We start from the raw sequence: 15,844 nt of genomic DNA, 5'->3' as shown, positions 1-15,844 counted from the left end.
CCGCTGGCGCCGCGAAGCCCGCGCTCTCTTTTCCGAAACGCCCGATCGGCACCCCGATCCAAACCCCGGGGGTTCGGATCGTCAATCGACCCCAACCCTCTCAAACTCTCACCCTCTCTGGTTGACAACCGAGTTATTTAACAGCAGGGTTCGGATCGGACCCCGAGGCGAACACGGAAATACCTGCGCGCGAAGTCCGGGTTGCCAGGTTGGGTGTACGCGGAAGCTACATTCAGGGGCGGTTCGAAGCGGGCGCAGGCAGTAGCCACGCAGCTGTGCGGCCTTTCAGTGTGGGGCGATCGGCGCGGCGATCTCCGGCTGGGCGCGGAGTGCGCCATCCTCCATCTCCAGGACGCGATCAAAGACATCGAGCGCGCGATGGTCGTGGGTGACGACGAGGACGCCCGCGCCGTGTTGGTGGCCGAGATCGCGGAAGAGTTGCATGACCTGCCTGCCGCGCTCACCGTCGAGCGCGGCGGTGGGTTCGTCGGCGAGCATGAGGCTGGGTCGGTTGGCCAGGGCACGGGCGATGGCGATGCGCTGCTGCTGGCCGCCGGAGAGCGCCCTGGGCAGGTGATGCGCGCGGTCGGCCAGGCCGAGCGTTTCGAGCAGTTCCATGGCGCGGCGGCGGGCCGCGCTGCCTCTGACGCCCGCGATCTCCAGCGCGACCTGCACGTTCTCGCGCGCCGAGAGGAAGGGTATCAGGTTGGACTTCTGGAAGACAAAGCCGATGCGCTCGCGGCGGTAGCGGCGCACGTCCACGAGCACGCGCGAATCGCGGTAGACCGGCGTGCCGTCGAGGATGACTTCGCCCCGCGTCGGCGCATTGATCAGTCCGACGATGCCCAGCAACGTGGACTTGCCCGAGCCGCTCGGGCCCAGCAGCGCCACGACCTCGCCGCGGTTGAGCGTGAAGGTCACGTCGCGCAGGGCTGTCACCTCGGTGTTGCCGCTTCCGTAGATCTTCGTGAGCCGGCGGGTTTCGATCGCTGGAGAAGGCGAGGAGGCGGGCGCGCTCATGAGAGCACCTCGTTGGGCTGGACGCGCATGGCCTTCCAGATGCCCAGCACGCTTCCGGCGAGGCAGAGTACGGCGACTGCCGCGGCGAGCCAGGCGAGCATCTCTCCGGTGATGATGACGCGGCGCGGGAAGAAGGGATACACCTGCATCCCCACGAAGTACGCGATCACGTATCCGATCGCGCCGAGCAGGAAAGCCTCCTGGAGCACAAGGCCGAGGATGATGCGATCGCGGGCGCCGATGAGTTTGAGCATGGCGATATCGTGGATCTTGTCCAAGGTCAGCGTGTAGAGGATCAGGGCCATGACCAGAGCGGAGATGAGCACGAGCAAGGCGCGAAAGAGCCCGATCTGCCGCCGGGCCCGGTCCACCGGCCCTTCGAGCAGGAGGGAACGCTGCTCATCGCCGGTGTAGGTTGAGACATCGGGCCAGCCTTCGAAAGTGGCGCGGACGACGTTGCCATCCGCTCCGGGCGCCAGATCGACGAGGACCGCGCTCACCATGGGTGGGGCAATGGCGGGCAATGTCGACGCGGGCTGGCGGGCGCGATCGAGCAGCGCCGGCTGTGTCAGCGCCAGGTCGAGGTCGTGGGCCCGCGCGCGGCGCGATTCGCGTTCGAAGCGCACGGCCTCGGGCGAAAGGTCGAACTGAATCGACTGTGCGTCGCGGACCGTGAAGAACGCCAGGCCGTCGCCGCCGGTTCCGACCATGTGCCTGGTGATTCCCACCGCCGTGAAGACGTCGCGCCCGAGTTGCAGTTGCTCGCCAACGGCGATGCCCAGTGACTCATCGGCAATGAACTCGAAGCGCCCCTGCGCCAGCGGCCGGCCGGCGATGAGGGGAATCCACCCTCCGCGGTCCTGAGGCCACGCCAAGCCGACGATCACCATTCGCATCGGACGCCCCCGGTGCGTACGTTGAATCGTGTGCGTGGCGAATCGGCGCGCGTTCTCCACGCCGGGCACCGCCAGCGCCCGGTCCTCGAGGCTGGGTGACAGGCGCGAGACTTCTGCAAAGGGGCCGCGGGTCTCCGCCTGAACGAGCCAGAGATCGGCGTCGAGTTCATCCACGAGAAGCGTGGCATCCTCGACGATGCCCTGGTAGATGCCGCCCATGCCCATGACGATCATGAGCAGCAGGCCGATGCCCACGGCGGTGAGGCCGAAGCGCCCGAGATTGTGCCGCACGTCGCGCAGAGCCAGGTTCATTGCAGCGCCACCTTCCGGCCGGCGCGGAGCATTCGTTCGGCCGCGACATCGGCGGGTCGCAGAACCACATCCCCGGCTTCGAGGCCGCGCGTGATCTCGACGAACGCGCGACCGCGCAGACCGGTCTCGCACAGCCGCCACTGCGCCCGCCCCTCTTCATTCACCCACACGCCGCCGACCCCTTCGCGGGCGAACAGGTATTCCGCCGGAATGGCGAGCGCCTGCGGAGCGCGATCGGTCGTGATATAGACCTCGGCGCGCTGGCCGACCGCCCAGGCGGCGGGCAACTCGTCGACGACGACCTCGACGATGAACTCGCGCAGTTCCGGATCAACTTCGCGGCCGAGTCGCGCCACGTGCCCGCGGTACTCGCGGTCCGGCTCGGAGCGGAAGACGATCCGCGCCGGTTGATCGACGTGCAGCGCCGCCATCGCCGTCTCGTCCACCCACGCCGACACCCAGAGCGTCCCGGTTTCGATCAGGCGGAGAATGGAAGATCCCGGCACAACGATGTCGCCGACCTCACGATCACGCCGAACGACCAGGCCCGAAAGCGGGCTGCGAATCACCGTGTCGTCCAGTTGGGCGCGCTGCAGGTCGAGCGAGCGCTCTGAGGCGGCCAGCGCGGCCCGGGCCTCGACGATCGCTGCATCCGCCCGCGCCAGTTCCGCCTCGGCGATGGCAAGTCGCTCGATGACGCGATCGCGCTCTGTTGGCGATGATGCGCCTCGAGCAAAGGTGTCGATCACCTGCTGGTGCTCCAGCCGGGCCTGAGCGAGCACCGCCTCAGCCCGCTGCCGATCGCTCTCGATGCGATTGAGCGCAGCGCGATTTACTTCGACGACGGCTGCGGCCACGTCGATTTGCCGCGTGAGGTCAAGATCGTCCAGACGCACGAGTACCCGTCCGGCTTCGACGGCATCGCCCTGATCGACGGCCAGTTCGACGATTCGGCCCTGAATCCTCGCGGAGACGGTGCTTGAGACCCGCGACTCGAGCGTTCCCGTGCCCATCGTCTCGACCATGAGTTCACGTGCCTGTACTTCGAACCCCTCCACCGGAACGGCGCGCCATCGGACCTGCCAGAGCAGCGCGAGCACGGCCGCCGCAACGAGGGCGGCGAAGATGGTTCGGCGGGCCAGTGTTCTGATCATGGAGTCCTCCGCTCCACACCGCGGCTGGAAGCCGAGGCGCACGGCAAGTCAATCGCGTTGTGGATACTCTGGTCGATTTTAGTCGCCGCCGGCCGGCCCGCATGCACCAGCGCAGGCCGACCGCCACGCCCGCGCGCCACGATCGCCCTGCGGTGATTGACACAGGGGTCTGGAAAGGTACTATATGTGGATAATCAACTCCGATAAACCGCGCAGTTCGGCCAATCCGCTTTCTTTCGAACGGCACGCACTTGGGGCAGGGCCGATGATTCCGCGGCGTGGGTCGGCCGCACTTGGATCTGCCTGCGGCAAGCCCCTTGGGAGCGTCGCCATGTTCCTGCTTCTCACGCGAGTCTTCACCCTTTGTCGGCCTTCTACACCGGGTGGAATGGCGAGACCGACGCCGTGGGCGGTTGGCTGCGCGCGCGGGTCATTCACCTCGCTGGCCGAGACCTCACACCCATGAGTCGCGCCGCCTTCAGGGGCACTTGGTGGCTGCCCGGCGGGCACGGACAGACGATCTGGCCGCTGCTCGCTGGCCGTGTCCGCCTTGACGCGCGCTGCGAGCGCCTCGATCTGCCCGATGGCGACTTCGTCCGGCTGGACTGGGTGGGGCGCGCCGGGCCGATCGTGGTCATTCTCCCCGGCCTGCAAGGGGACATGAAATCCTCCTACGTCCGGCGTCTGCTGCGACAGTGCGAGCGGCGCGGATGGCGCGGCGTGCTGCTGAACTACCGCGGACGCGGCGAGCCGAACCGCTTTCCGCACAGTTACCACTGTGGCATGACGAGCGATCTGCACTACCTCGTGCATCACCTGCGTCAGCGCGAACCGCACACGCCGATCGCGACGGTGGGGTATTCCGTCGGCGCAAACATATGCCTGAAGTGGCTCGGCGAGAGCGGTCAGCGCGGCGATTCGCTTCCGGTGGTCGCGGCCGTGGGGGTGTCGGCGCCATTTCACCTCGGCGTCGTGGCCGGGCGGATCGGGCGCGGCCTGTCGCGCGTATACCAGTGGTACCTGCTGCGCAGCCTCCGCCGCGACATTCTGCGGAAACTGCAGTTGATGGACCTCGGCCTGCCGCTCGATCGCGGGGCACTGCGCCGCATCCGAACCTTCTCGGTCTTTGACCGATGCGTCAGCGCGCCGCTCAACGGGTTTAAGGATGCGGAGGACTACTACGCCCGCACGCGCACGGATGTGCTGCTGCGGCACGTCAACGTCCCGACGCTGCTGCTTCACGCGCGCAATGATCCGCTCGTGCCGACCCATGTGATTCCCGAGCCGGGTGAGATGTCCGACAAGGTGACGCTTGAGTTGATGCGCAGCGGAGGGCACATGGGGTTCATCGGCGGCCGCTGGCCTTGGGCGCCGCGCTTCTGGCTCGACCAGCGCGTGCCCGAATATCTCGCCGGGTTCTTCACATCCGCCGCATCAATCGCGCCGTCGTGAGGTTCCGCAGCGCCTCCCGACGCGTGGCCCCTGCCGTGCGCAGCGCCTGCCGGCGCCTTCGCGCGCAGTTCTCCCCACACTTTGCGTAGTTAACCAGTAGCGGGCCGCACGGCCCGCCGAGCCAAGCGTCTCGGACGCTGTCGTCCACTCTCCGCCTTCGGAGCGTGCCGATGTACCTGCGCGATGATGATCCTGGTGAACTGACGGCCGGCGAGCGGCTCGACGAGATCGCCGGCATTCTGGCTGGCGGCGTGCTCGCCATGCACCGCCGGGGTGCCGATTTGGCGGCCCAGAACTGCCCCCCAGATGCGCCTTCGACTTGCCCTGACCCTGGCCCATGCTCGGACACTCATCGTCCCGCTGGTTCACGAGGTCGAGAGCGGCGGGAAGGAGGTGACGCATGGGATTGAACGTGGGCAAACTGCTCGCCGAACTGGAGCGGACGACCGGCACGGAACAGCGCCGACGGTATGCCGACGTGTTCGGCGAGAAATCGCGGTCGGGCAACCATCAATGACGTTCCGCACTCCGCGCGGGTGGACCAAGAGGCGATTTGACATTGTGGCGGATGGTGTCTTTTCTGATCATGGTGTCAGTGGGATAGTGGCCCTTGGAGAACCCGGGCGGATGGCACAGTACTCCCAGAAGCGAATCCTCAGGAGCATTTCAAAGCCCCTGCTCCAGCGCTATTTCGAGAGCCGTAGCCTACTCAGTGACTTCGAGTGGGACGAGTACGAGGACGGCGATCCGGCTCCGATCATCGGGGCTTTGGACGCGCTGGAGCCGATCACTCAGGACTCCGTTGATATCGACCTGATCACCGTCAACGAACTTGCTACCGATGGCGGGTCGCGGCTCATCTACGAAGACGCGGTGTTCTGGAAGCGCCGTTGGGCGCCTCAACTCGACGGCATGGCCAATGACTGCGAGCGAGCATTGCTCGCGCTCGTCGAGGATCGAAAGCTCGTGGAGCGCGTTCTGGGATACAACGAGATTGACCGCTTTGCGGAGAGCCGGTGGCAGCGATGGACCGTGGGAAAGCGACTTCAGGTGGAAGATGACGAAGAGCACCGTGATAGACTCGGCCAGACACTCCGTGCAATCTTTAGGGTTGAAGGGTACGGTAGGCGGTGTCACATCGAGACGGTTGAACGACGCGATCCCGACCGATTCTGCTGCTTCGCCTATCCCGAGAGCCGTCCTAAGACCGATCTCGGCTATGACGATCAGGATCACTTCATACGTCACGCAAGACGTACGGCTCGCGAGATCATTTTTGTCTATCGGAAGGAGGACGGCGTCCTCGAGATGGTGGCGGGTGGGGATAAGCAGCAGAGGGAGCAAATCGCAGAGGCGTTCTGCAAGGTGATGCTCGGGCTGAAGGCGCTCCCCGATCCTCAGTCGAAACCACCCTACGACCTGTCTGTGTTGAAGCGAGGCGACTTCACTTTCGAGACGAATCCTGCGGACAACATCGCCGGAGTCGAGATTCGACTTCTCCGATTCGATCTCCCGGGCAAGGGATATCGGCGACTGGTGCTTTCAGGTCGCGCGACACCGGATGTGCCTGATGTGCTTCGTGCGCTGGTAGATGAAGCCATCGACAAATCAAAGGTTCCGCTCTCGACACTCCACGTTTCCCAAGCGAAGCTATGTTTCAAGTTTCGCGGGCAGAACGGATCTCGTGGCAAGTCGCTGACATTTGAGATCACCTATCCGGACCGGTGCAATCTCAAAGACCATGGCTACGACGCGGTGGCAAAGAAGTATCTCGTGAAATGGGGGATCGCACGTGTCTGAGCCGCTGCCTGAGTTGCTGATTCGAATTGAGCATCTGCGAGATGGCGTGCTAACGCCACATGATGCGCGTGCATGGCCGCGGGAGTGGCTCGCGTCGATCGAAGCAGTGGGAATTCTCACGCCGCACGAGCAGGCGGAAGAGATCATCTATGACGGGTGCGAGCATGAGTGTGTGGTGCCGAACCTTGGATTCGAGGCGCACCCCGACGATCCGGAAAGATTGGTCTGCGTTCACCGGTGCCTGCATGGCTGCGGCGTCGCCTTCTTCGAACCCCGCGACTTTGAGCAGTGGCGATTCAGTCTGGTTGGACTGGCTCGGGCCGTGGCCACCGCGATCGACGCATCCGGTATCCTCATCGTAGATGTTCCGGGTCGAGTCGTGCTGGTCGGCGGTGCGGGTATCGGCGGACAGGCTTGCGAGGTGTTCCTCGGCTTCGGGCTGGGGCGTTTCGACGCGGCCGCCATCGCTGCGACCGCAGAGCGGCTGACCGCGTCGGAGCGTCCGATTGTGCTTTCCGTCGGAGTGAAGCCCGGCAACATCTGGTCGGTCGGTACGCGCCCGCGGACTGCCGTGCTCGCGGAGCATGCCGTTCTGGAATCCGGCTGCCTCAGCCTCGATCTAGCCCGCATCTTCCCGACACCGGGCGTGGTCGAGGTCAAGCCGAGCGATTGGCTCACCGTTACGGAAGCGGCTGAACTGCTGGCAGAAGATCTCTCGTGGCTGACCATCGAGAAGGCTAGAGCCAGGGTATCAAGGGCCGCCGGAAATGAACTTTTCAAGACCAACGGCCTCGAAGGAACATTGCGCAGGATCGAGCGGCACTCATTCAGCACGTGGCGCCTCGAACAGCGCAACAAAGATCTGGCGAAGGATGACTGGTAGCCACCTCGCTGCGCGGTGCGCACCGCGCTCCGCCGCGAAAACGACCGCAAAACCGCGCAATAGCCGCACCGCTTGCAATCCGCAACCCTCGTCCCTACCGTCGTTTACGAGTCTCGCGCTCGGGCAAGGTTCCTCTGTCGATCCGGTGGTTGCGGGTTCGAATCCCGTCCGCCTCGTTTCACGCCCCTGCCCTGCAGGGGCGTTTCTTCTGCGCCAAATGAGCCCGGCGCCGTTGAGCCGCAAAGGTCCTCGCCCAGACACGCGGCCGCAGAGGCGCGGCCCCCCTCACTCGGCTCTGAGCGCAAGCCGGGCTCGGGCCCACTGTCGCCAATGCTCGGTCTCGCCGCGAATGGCAATCTCAGCAAGCAGATCCGTCGTCCGCTCATCGGCGCGGCCGTGGCGGAGTTGGAGACGGACGAGCGCCTCGGTCGCCGCCGTGTGCCCGGGGTAGACCTGCAGGGCCGACTCGCACGCGGCCAGCGCCTCATCGATGCGGCCGGCGCGCTCGAGCGTCAGCGCCAGGTTGAGCCGCGGATCGGGGTGGCCGGGCATGAGTTTGCGGGCCCACTCGAATTCGTTCGCGGCTTCGTAGAGCTGCCCGCGCTGCAGGTGAATGACGCCGAGGTTGTTGTGCGCCGGGCCGTGGTAGAGGTCAGCGGTGAGGGCTTCGCGCAGCAAATCCTCCGCCCGCTGCGGATCGGAACCGGTCAGATCCGCCGCCTCCGCTGTGAGCCTTTGGGCGCGCATCGAGTCGCGCTGCGCGGCGGAGACGCTCTGGTACGGACCGGCGGGGCGCGGAGCCGCGCATCCGCTGCCCATCATCATGCACCCGAGCGCGGCGATCAGGAGTGTTCGATTGACGGCGGGGTTCATGTGGCGCTCGATTCCGCAGGTCAACTTCCTGCATAGTAAACGGCGGTGATGTGCAGGCGCAGGTCGTACGTGTCGTTCTGTGCGTCGCCGCGCCGATGGATGAGTTCGAGTCGATCAGCGCTCCACTGATGCTGCAGGAGCAGCCAGTGGTGCAGAAAGCTCCCGATTTCCGCCGGGGCCAGCGATTCGAGATTCACGGTGAGCGATTGGCGGCGTAAAGGGAGGTTCTGCTCGCCCGGGCCGGCAAGAGGGGTGTCAGCGCCTTCGCCGATGCCGCGCAGGCGCGATGAAGGGATGCCGGCTTCGACCAGGGCCGCGTTGATTTCGGCGAGCATATCCGTCGTCGGCCGCTGCTTCCAGGCCACGACCTTACGCCGAGCGCGCAGGTCGATGATTTCGGCGGCGTCGCGCTGGAGCGCCTCGACTGAGGCGAGCGCAGCGTCGTAGCGGTCGCGTGCAAGGCGGATCTGGCGAAAGGCCAGAGCGATGAAGAGCGCGGCCGCCGTCACGCCGAGCGCATTGATGATGCCAGGCCGCACCGCCTTCACAGCCCGCCTCCCGTTGCCGGCGCTGCGCCTGATGGGCGCGGATCGTGGTCAGCGGCCCGACGCCACCGGAGCGTGAGGCGCACGCCATCGCCGGTCGAATCCACTTGCGGCTGCCTCGCCTGCCATCCCGGAAGCGCCTCGAAGGCGCCCGCAAAGCGCTGCGCCTGCTCCGGTGTGGGCAGCACGCCGATGACCGTTATCGCGCTAGACGTAATGCTGATCGACTCGGTGCGGACTGGTTGATCGCCGGGCCACTGGCGCAGCAGCGCTTCGAGTGAACGCGCCGACTCGGGTTGCGGGAGCGAAGTAGATCGCTCCGCGCGCGTGGCGCGAAGTTGCCGCAGTTCCGCCAGCAGGCGCAGCGCAGGCGGCTGACTCGATGGCGGCGCCGAGGCGTCCAGCAGGCTCGAATAGACGCCGCCTCGCATCTCGTCGAGGTTGGCCCGGGCGGCATCAAGCGCTGTGATGCGCCGCTGCGCTCCGAGCCAGAGCACGAGCAGCAGCAGCGCCGCAATCGCGATCAAGTCGCGCCGCGCCGCTCGCCGAAGTCGCCGCAGCGGCGCGGGTTCGAACGGACCGGTGAGCAGATTGATCTGGCGGCAATCCAATGGCGCATCACCGATGATGTCCGAAGGCGCGCACTGCGGCGCAAGCGTGAGCGTCGCCGCGGGGAGCTGTTCCAACTGCGTTCGAAGAATGCCGCATGCGATGAAGCGCCGCCCTGGCTGGGGCAGGTACACGGCCTGAACGTCCTCGATGGGGCAGGGAAGCATTTCCTCGAAGAGGAATCCGAGCTGCTTCGGATCCGGCCGCGATCGGCCCAGGCGACTGGGCAGCGCCGAAGTATCCAGCACACCCCAGAAGAAACGCTCGGCGGGCCAGACGAGATGTTCAGGGGCTGTGGGCCGCGGCGTCATGGCTCACTCTGTTCTTGGCGCGCGAGCAGCATCGCATCGATTGATTCGCGCGGACCCGAAGCGAGCGTCCTGATCGTCAATCTGAACTGCCTCGACGGGCCGCGCAGTTCGACGCCGCCCGCGTCTACGCCGATGATCTGCAGTGAGCCGATGCTTTCGCCGGCGCCGGCAATGTGCAGTCGATCTGAGGTCGCGTCGTAGAGCGCTGCGAGATAGCGGCTGCCTTCGGCCACGATCGCGATGAGTTCGAGATTCGGCGGCGGCTGGGGAGGCTCGGCTTCGACGGCCGCGATCGGAGAAGGTTCGGGCGCGTGCCAGAGGTTGACATCGAAGACAGCGAGGTCAATCGCGCGATCGGCCCGGTGCTCGCTCTGCGCGTCTGGTGGAGTTTCCCTGCCCGCCAGTCCGACACTCGAATGCTGCGGCGGTGGGATCCGGACGGGCCGCAAGGCCCAGGTCATTGTGCCGCAAAGCACCAGCGCGCCGGCAATCAAGACTGCCGCCCGTCGTCTTGCCCAGTATCGAATTGGATCAGTCGGGTATGACAAGACGCTGCACGCACTCCCATCTTCCGGAAGATTGTCGGTAGACACTCCACCACGACCGGCGAACAAGCCCCACGCGGACATCGATGCGCAGTGCCCAGCAGGCGCTCGCGCCGATCAGCTGCACTTTCGCGTTGAGTTGAGCGCCGGCGTCCTCGGCGACGACGGCTGCGGGCAGAGGCCCAACCCGCCCCTCGCGACGCGCGGCGAGGATGAGTTCGATGCCGCCACGACCGGATTGCCCGAAAGCGGCTTGGATGAGCGGCAACGGCGCCGTGTTCACGTTGATCGATCCATATTCCCCGACGGGATGCGTGGCGATCCAGGCGCCGGGCGAAGACGCATCCCGCTCGTCCGGCGACGGGAACGCACTGGGCAGCACCGGGCCACCTGCATCGAGAGTGAACTGAGCTACCTGATCGAGACCGAGAGGCTTTGAACGCGGCCGGTCGGAGGCGACAGGTCTCGCCCGCTCGAGAATGCGTGCGGGAACGGCAGCGCGAAGCGGTGAGCCGGTGGCGATCACCTCCCACGGCGCCATGCCGCACTGATCCCACGCCGTGATGCGCACCTCATATTCGCAATCGTCGAATTCCCAGTGCTCGTGGAGGACGTCAACGCGTGGTGTCGGCGCTTCAACGGGGAGAGCGACCTTGCCTGACTCGGTGGACAGCCAGTTCTGAAGCGGCCCTGCTTCCAGTTGAGTCCGGATCGAATCAGCAACCTGTCCCTGCTCCGAAACCCGTTCATCCATCCCGGCGAGCAGAGCGCGCTGCGTGAAGCCGAGCGCTACGGGAACGATCAGGACGATCATCGCGAGTGCGAGCAATAGCGCCACGCCACGACGAGGCGGACGACTCGTTGTCAAGGAGATCAGGGCCATGTGAATCTCCTGCTCAATGTGTCGCCGTGGCGCGAGACGATGGTCACGCTCAGGACGCGATCCTCCTCATCCAGTTGGACTTGCCAGTCGGCGACGCCGCTGAGCAATTGCCGGTTCACCGGTGATGTGGATCGCGCCGTCGACGTGATGGCGACTGCGAGCGATTGAGCCGTGCGGTCGAAGCGGTACTCGTGGATTCCAGGACCGGCGTTGTCCGGAGACTGCGTCGATGTGCTTCGAGTGCGAATGCGAAGGCGCGCCGGCTCCTGCGCTTCGACGCGCGGCCTGAGCTTTGCGTTGCGGGCGGTCGCTTCGAAATCCCCGCACGCCAGATCATCTCCGATCCCATCGAGAACGCGCATCGCTGCCGATCGCCATTCGAGCCGCGGGCCTCGCTCCGCCGAAAGCCGGGCCACCGTCACGAGCCATGAAGTCAGCAGCGAACACAAGACGCCCAACAGCGCCAGGGCGAGGAGCAATTCGAGGATGGTCATGCCACGTCGCTTCATGGAGCCGGGTTCTCTCTTGGAAGTTCGATGCGGCGCCAGATGAGGAACTCTTCGCATGAGAATGCCAGCCAGGCGTGCGATGGCTTCTCGGCAGTCGACTCATGTTCGACACGACGAATCCGGATCGACGCGCGGGCCGGAAGCCCGGGCCAAGGCATCAGAAGTTCACCACTTGCGTCGGCGACGAGGCGCTCACGCAGGCTCGCATCGGCGAGAAGGTCATCAGCCGCGTCATCGAGCGCCATCATGTCGATGGATGCCGCGTCGGTCGCGGACAGCGTGGTCATAGCCGGCACACTGCGCAGCAACGAAGCACACACACTGCTGAGGATCGCCAGCACCACCGTGGCGGCGAGCACTTCGATCAGCGTCATGGCGCGACGCGATGAGCATTTCACGGCCCGCCTCCGTTCGCATCGAACCGACTGATCTCGCCGGTGAGACCGTGGACGAACCACTGCTCCGAGCGACCTGACGAATTCGAGATCTGCAATGTCGCGTCGGCGCTGCGGCCGGTTCGGTCGATGAAGATGCCGTCAAATTCCTGTCCGCCGCCTCCCTCGAGGAATCGAATGAGTGTGGAACGAGGGCAATCAAATGAAGCCGACCACCGTCCCTCGGATGCGGACGTGGTGCTGGCGGCTATACGCGCCCCGCCATCCAGAAGGCGAATCACGACCGCGCCACCTTCGGTTCGCGCGGCCAGCCGGGCCTGCGCATCGAGATTCGCAATTCCCCAGCGAGCTGATTGCAGCGCGCCCGCCTCGTCTGCTCTGCTCAGCGAGACGACTGCAGTCGACGAGATGAGCCCCAGCAGCACGACCACGGCGAGCATCTCGATCAGTGTGAATCCTCGCTGCAATCGCGAATTAACAACTCGGACGATCATTGATCCGCCTTCCCTCGAAGATTCGCAGATGACAGATCCGCGTTCTCGCCTTCGCCGCCCGGCTGCCCATCGGCTCCGTACGAGAGAATCTCAAAGGGATGGCCGTCAGGGCCGGGCATCACGTAGAGATACTGGCGCCCCCACGGGTCGATGAGCTGATCGGCATTCACGTAGTACGACGCGGCCGGTGTCGCGTGCGGAGCGCTGAGCACCGCCAGACCCACTTCGTTGCCTGGCCAGTCGCTCTTCTCGATTCGATACGTCTCGACCTTGCCCGCGAGCAGGCCGATGCCGCTCTTGGCCAGTTCGTGCTTGGCCTTGCCGAACGTGCCGGAGAAGCCGACAAGCAGAGTCGTGGCGATGAGGCCGAGGATGACCACCACCGCGAGAATCTCGACAAGCGTCATGCCGCGGCGAGATTGCATCGCGCGCTGAGTCACCGTATCACCTCCTGAAGCCGCGTAAGCGGCAGCACCGCCGCGAGCACGACCGTGCCGACCAGAGCAGCCAGCGTCAGAATGGCCGCCGGTTCGAGCAGAGTCGCCAGCCGGTTGATCTGCCGCTCGGTGCGGCGTTCATCGCGCTGCGCCATGCGCTCCAGCGTCGCCTCGAGTTCGCCGGCCGCCTGGCCGCTGTGGAGCAGGCGCCTGAATTGCGCCGAGAACCAGAGCGGATCGTCGAGCACCTGCGCCAGATCGGCGCCTGATTCGATGTCAGCTGCGGCGCTGGTCACCACGCGATTGAGTGCGATAGGTAACGTGGTCGAGAGTACGCGCAGCGCCTCGACGGCGGGCACACCGGCGCGAAGCAGGTCTGCGAGATTCTGCGCAAACCGGGCCACCGCCCAAGTGCGTAGCACTCGCGGCGTGCAGGCCGTAGCAATTCGCGCCGCATGTGGCAACCGCCGAACCGCGGTATGAAGGGCCATGGTTCCGGCGGCGATGATCAACACAATGAGCGCAAGCAGCACCGCGCCCCAGCGAGCTGCCAGTTGGCCGCCCGCCATAACCCAACGTGTGAGAGCAGGCACTTCGATCTTCGCCGTCGAGAGCAGATTCGCAAGGTCGGGCAGCGTCTTCACGCTCAGGAACACGGCGACTCCGACGGCGGCCACGGTGATAATCGCCGGATAGGTGAGTGCAGCGACGAGCTGATGCCCCAACTGACCGACTCGCGCCTCCCGCTCGGCCATGTGCTTGAGCACGCCCGGCAGCATTCCACCGTGCTGGCCCGACTCGACCATGGCGCAGTCGATGCCGTCGAACCACGACGGGTGATGCGCCATCGCTTGGGCGGGGCCGGCGCCGCTGCGCATCGCTTCACGCCATTCGATGAGCATTTGTCGCCGCGAGCGCCCGCACCAGCGATCCCGCTCCTCGCCCATCACCTCAAGGCATTCGACGAGCGGCAGCCCCGATTCGAGCAGCGAACATAAGCCCTCGAAGATCTCCGCCCGTTGATCCCTGCGGCGCCGGCGGAGGTGGCGGTTCCAGGCGTGTCGCAGTTGAATCGGCATCGCGATCGGCTTGCTCGCGCGGCGCAGCTCGACGACCTGCCAGCCGATGCGACGCAGCGAAGCCCGGACTTCCACCGCGGACTCGGCCATGAGTTCACCGCGGCGCGGCGCCAGCACCTGCCCCGCGTCAGTTCGCACCGCTGTGTAACGCCAGAGTTCCATCGCAATTCCATTCAGACCATCTGCACCACGCGGTGCACTTCGAGCGGCACTGTCTTGCCTTCATCCACGAGGCGCTGCCCTTCTTCGCCGAGTGTCCGCATCCCCGCTTGCCGTGCAGCGGCTCTGATCGACGCGAGGGCCGCGCCCTCGCAGATCAATTGCCGCAACCGCTCGTCGATTGGCATGAGCTCGAACAGTCCGGTGCGGCCCTTCAGTCCCGTGCCGAAGCACTCATCGCACCCGGCTCCCCGGCACGTCTGATGCGTGGTGCGCACCAGACGCTGGGCGAGCACCGCCGAGAGCGACGCACTCACCAGGTATGGCTCCACCCCGAGGTCCACCAGACGCGTCACAGCGCTTGGTGCGTCATTGGTGTGCAATGTCGAGAAGACGAGATGCCCGGTCAGGCTCGACTGGATCGCCACCCGCGCCGTCTCGGCATCGCGGATCTCGCCGACCATGATGACATCCGGGTCCTGGCGCAGGATGTGCCGCAGTCCCGTCGGGAAGGTGATGCCCTTCTTGTTGTTCACCTGCATCTGGCTCACCGCCAGCCCGACCGTCGAGAGTTCGTACTCGATGGGGTCTTCGATCGTCATGATGTTGAGTTGCGGTGATGCCGTGAGGCGCAGTGTCGAGTAGAGCGTCGTGGTCTTGCCGCTGCCCGTGGGGCCGGTGACGAGGATGATGCCGTTGCTCTGCGTGGCCCGCGCCAGGAACGTCTGCGCGACGTCCTCGCGCATTCCGAGCCGCTCAAAGTCGCACAACTGCTGCGCGCTGTCCAGAAGTCGCACGACTGCTCGCTCGCCGTAGCTCGTGGGCACCGTGCTCAGGCGCAGATCGACCGGTCGGCCGCCGATGGTCACGGTGGCGCGTCCATCCTGGGGAATCCGATGCTGGGCAATGTCCATGCGCCCCATGACCTTGATGCGGCTGACCACGCCGGAGGTCATCTCGGCCGTAAGTTGGTGGACATCGTGGAGTACGCCGTCCACGCGGTAGCGCACCACGGTCCGATCCGACAGCGGTTGAATGTGAACGTCACTGGCGCCCTTGCCCAGCGCCTCGAAGAGCAGCGCATCCACCAATTGGATCACCGGCCCCTTGCCCTGCGTGCTGAGCAGATCGCGATCCGCCTGCTCGAGCCAGCGGGCGACGGCCGTTGAACCCTTGTCAGGCGCGCCCGATCGATCAACGCCGGCCGCAGGGGCATTCCACCCGCCCGCCTTGCGGTGCTGCGCATACGCCTCGTCGATCATGCGTGCGATCTGTTCTGCCTCTTCAATTGTCGGCCGGACTCGCATCTGGAGGAACGTCCCGACGTTGTGGATGGCCGCGCGACTCGTCGTTTCACTCACGAGGAGTTCGAGTTCATCATCCTCACGACCGGTCCCCAAGATGAGATGCCGCCGCGCGAAGTCACGCTCGATGCGCTCAACGAATTCGCCATCCACAGTGGGAGCAACCGGCATGCTTCCTCCATCT

Annotated in this window: 17 protein-coding genes; 3 read left to right on the top strand and 14 right to left on the bottom strand. The window is 65.6% G+C overall.

Annotated elements, in window-relative coordinates:
* Positions 1–285 precede the first annotated feature (285 nt).
* Genes IT430_20490 through IT430_20480 form a run of 3 tightly spaced genes read right to left on the bottom strand, consistent with a single transcriptional unit; the run spans position 286 to position 3,382 of the window.
* Positions 286–1,020, bottom strand: coding sequence for an ABC transporter ATP-binding protein (locus IT430_20490; protein ID MCC6910320.1), 735 nt, complete (start codon positions 1,018–1,020; stop codon positions 286–288).
* Positions 1,017–2,228 carry a hypothetical protein gene (locus IT430_20485; protein ID MCC6910319.1) on the bottom strand — a complete coding sequence of 404 codons (1,212 nt, stop codon included), beginning with the start codon at positions 2,226–2,228 and terminating at the stop codon, positions 1,017–1,019. The genes IT430_20490 and IT430_20485 overlap by 4 nt, the downstream gene beginning before the upstream one ends.
* Positions 2,225–3,382 carry an efflux RND transporter periplasmic adaptor subunit gene (locus tag IT430_20480; GenBank protein MCC6910318.1) on the bottom strand — a complete coding sequence of 386 codons (1,158 nt, stop codon included), beginning with the start codon at positions 3,380–3,382 and terminating at the stop codon, positions 2,225–2,227. The genes IT430_20485 and IT430_20480 overlap by 4 nt, the downstream gene beginning before the upstream one ends.
* A 462-nt stretch (positions 3,383–3,844) precedes the next feature.
* Here IT430_20480 and IT430_20475 point away from each other — a divergent pair, with 462 nt between their 5' ends.
* The 3 genes from IT430_20475 to IT430_20465 all read left to right on the top strand — a co-directional run bounded on the left by IT430_20475 (position 3,845) and on the right by IT430_20465 (position 7,517).
* Complete coding sequence (locus tag IT430_20475) at positions 3,845–4,834, top strand: hydrolase (protein ID MCC6910317.1); 990 nt, start codon at positions 3,845–3,847, stop codon at positions 4,832–4,834.
* A 513-nt stretch (positions 4,835–5,347) separates the two neighbouring features.
* A complete protein-coding gene (locus IT430_20470) occupies positions 5,348–6,634 on the top strand; it encodes a hypothetical protein (GenBank protein MCC6910316.1) in 1,287 nt (428 codons plus the stop codon).
* Between the two features lie 172 nt (positions 6,635–6,806).
* On the top strand, positions 6,807–7,517 hold the full coding sequence (locus tag IT430_20465) for a hypothetical protein (GenBank protein ID MCC6910315.1): 711 nt from the start codon (positions 6,807–6,809) through the stop codon (positions 7,515–7,517).
* Between the two features lie 285 nt (positions 7,518–7,802).
* On the opposite strand, the gene IT430_20460 is transcribed toward IT430_20465, so the two are convergent.
* The 11 genes from IT430_20460 to IT430_20410 all read right to left on the bottom strand — a co-directional run bounded on the left by IT430_20460 (position 7,803) and on the right by IT430_20410 (position 15,831).
* The gene (locus IT430_20460; GenBank protein MCC6910314.1) at positions 7,803–8,390 is read right to left on the bottom strand and encodes a tetratricopeptide repeat protein; all 588 of its coding nucleotides are present in this window, start codon (positions 8,388–8,390) and stop codon (positions 7,803–7,805) included.
* 20 nt (positions 8,391–8,410) lie between these two features.
* Complete coding sequence (locus IT430_20455; protein ID MCC6910313.1) at positions 8,411–8,938, bottom strand: hypothetical protein; 528 nt, start codon at positions 8,936–8,938, stop codon at positions 8,411–8,413.
* Complete coding sequence (locus tag IT430_20450) at positions 8,935–9,855, bottom strand: hypothetical protein (protein ID MCC6910312.1); 921 nt, start codon at positions 9,853–9,855, stop codon at positions 8,935–8,937. Before IT430_20450 ends, IT430_20455 begins: the two co-directional genes overlap by 4 nt.
* Entirely contained in the window at positions 9,852–10,304 is a 453-nt protein-coding gene (locus IT430_20445; GenBank protein ID MCC6910311.1) for a hypothetical protein, read from the bottom strand. Before IT430_20445 ends, IT430_20450 begins: the two co-directional genes overlap by 4 nt.
* Positions 10,305–10,386: 82 nt before the next feature.
* Positions 10,387–11,283, bottom strand: a complete 897-nt coding sequence (locus tag IT430_20440; GenBank protein ID MCC6910310.1) for a hypothetical protein — start codon at positions 11,281–11,283, stop codon at positions 10,387–10,389.
* Positions 11,274–11,792: a prepilin-type N-terminal cleavage/methylation domain-containing protein gene (locus IT430_20435; GenBank protein ID MCC6910309.1), complete on the bottom strand. Its 519-nt coding sequence runs from the start codon at positions 11,790–11,792 to the stop codon at positions 11,274–11,276. The genes IT430_20440 and IT430_20435 overlap by 10 nt, the downstream gene beginning before the upstream one ends.
* Positions 11,789–12,166, bottom strand: a complete 378-nt coding sequence (locus tag IT430_20430) for a hypothetical protein (GenBank protein ID MCC6910308.1) — start codon at positions 12,164–12,166, stop codon at positions 11,789–11,791. Before IT430_20430 ends, IT430_20435 begins: the two co-directional genes overlap by 4 nt.
* Positions 12,167–12,186: 20 nt before the next feature.
* The gene (locus IT430_20425) at positions 12,187–12,681 is read right to left on the bottom strand and encodes a type II secretion system protein (GenBank protein ID MCC6910307.1); all 495 of its coding nucleotides are present in this window, start codon (positions 12,679–12,681) and stop codon (positions 12,187–12,189) included.
* Positions 12,678–13,121 (bottom strand): type II secretion system major pseudopilin GspG, encoded by a 444-nt coding sequence (gene gspG, locus IT430_20420; protein MCC6910306.1) that lies wholly within the window; start codon positions 13,119–13,121, stop codon positions 12,678–12,680. The genes IT430_20425 and gspG overlap by 4 nt, the downstream gene beginning before the upstream one ends.
* Positions 13,118–14,359, bottom strand: coding sequence for a type II secretion system F family protein (locus tag IT430_20415; GenBank protein MCC6910305.1), 1,242 nt, complete (start codon positions 14,357–14,359; stop codon positions 13,118–13,120). Before IT430_20415 ends, gspG begins: the two co-directional genes overlap by 4 nt.
* A gap of 11 nt (positions 14,360–14,370) precedes the next feature.
* Positions 14,371–15,831, bottom strand: a complete 1,461-nt coding sequence (locus IT430_20410; GenBank protein ID MCC6910304.1) for a type II/IV secretion system protein — start codon at positions 15,829–15,831, stop codon at positions 14,371–14,373.
* Positions 15,832–15,844: the final 13 nt, after the last annotated feature.

This window comes from Phycisphaerales bacterium (assembly GCA_020852515.1).
Lineage (GTDB): Bacteria > Planctomycetota > Phycisphaerae > Phycisphaerales > UBA5793 > UBA5793.
This window is presented reverse-complemented; position numbering and strand designations above follow the sequence as displayed.

Coding starts and splice junctions, on each gene's coding strand:
- IT430_20490 (MCC6910320.1), bottom strand. CDS start 1,020: ATGAGCGCGCCCGCCTCCTCGCCTTCTCCAGCGATCGAAACCCGCCGG.
- IT430_20485 (MCC6910319.1), bottom strand. CDS start 2,228: ATGAACCTGGCTCTGCGCGACGTGCGGCACAATCTCGGGCGCTTCGGC.
- IT430_20480 (MCC6910318.1), bottom strand. CDS start 3,382: ATGATCAGAACACTGGCCCGCCGAACCATCTTCGCCGCCCTCGTTGCG.
- IT430_20475 (MCC6910317.1), top strand. CDS start 3,845: ATGAGTCGCGCCGCCTTCAGGGGCACTTGGTGGCTGCCCGGCGGGCAC.
- IT430_20470 (MCC6910316.1), top strand. CDS start 5,348: ATGACGTTCCGCACTCCGCGCGGGTGGACCAAGAGGCGATTTGACATT.
- IT430_20460 (MCC6910314.1), bottom strand. CDS start 8,390: ATGAACCCCGCCGTCAATCGAACACTCCTGATCGCCGCGCTCGGGTGC.
- IT430_20450 (MCC6910312.1), bottom strand. CDS start 9,855: ATGACGCCGCGGCCCACAGCCCCTGAACATCTCGTCTGGCCCGCCGAG.
- IT430_20440 (MCC6910310.1), bottom strand. CDS start 11,283: ATGGCCCTGATCTCCTTGACAACGAGTCGTCCGCCTCGTCGTGGCGTG.
- IT430_20435 (MCC6910309.1), bottom strand. CDS start 11,792: ATGAAGCGACGTGGCATGACCATCCTCGAATTGCTCCTCGCCCTGGCG.
- IT430_20430 (MCC6910308.1), bottom strand. CDS start 12,166: ATGACGCTGATCGAAGTGCTCGCCGCCACGGTGGTGCTGGCGATCCTC.
- IT430_20425 (MCC6910307.1), bottom strand. CDS start 12,681: ATGATCGTCCGAGTTGTTAATTCGCGATTGCAGCGAGGATTCACACTG.
- IT430_20415 (MCC6910305.1), bottom strand. CDS start 14,359: ATGGAACTCTGGCGTTACACAGCGGTGCGAACTGACGCGGGGCAGGTG.
- IT430_20410 (MCC6910304.1), bottom strand. CDS start 15,831: ATGCCGGTTGCTCCCACTGTGGATGGCGAATTCGTTGAGCGCATCGAG.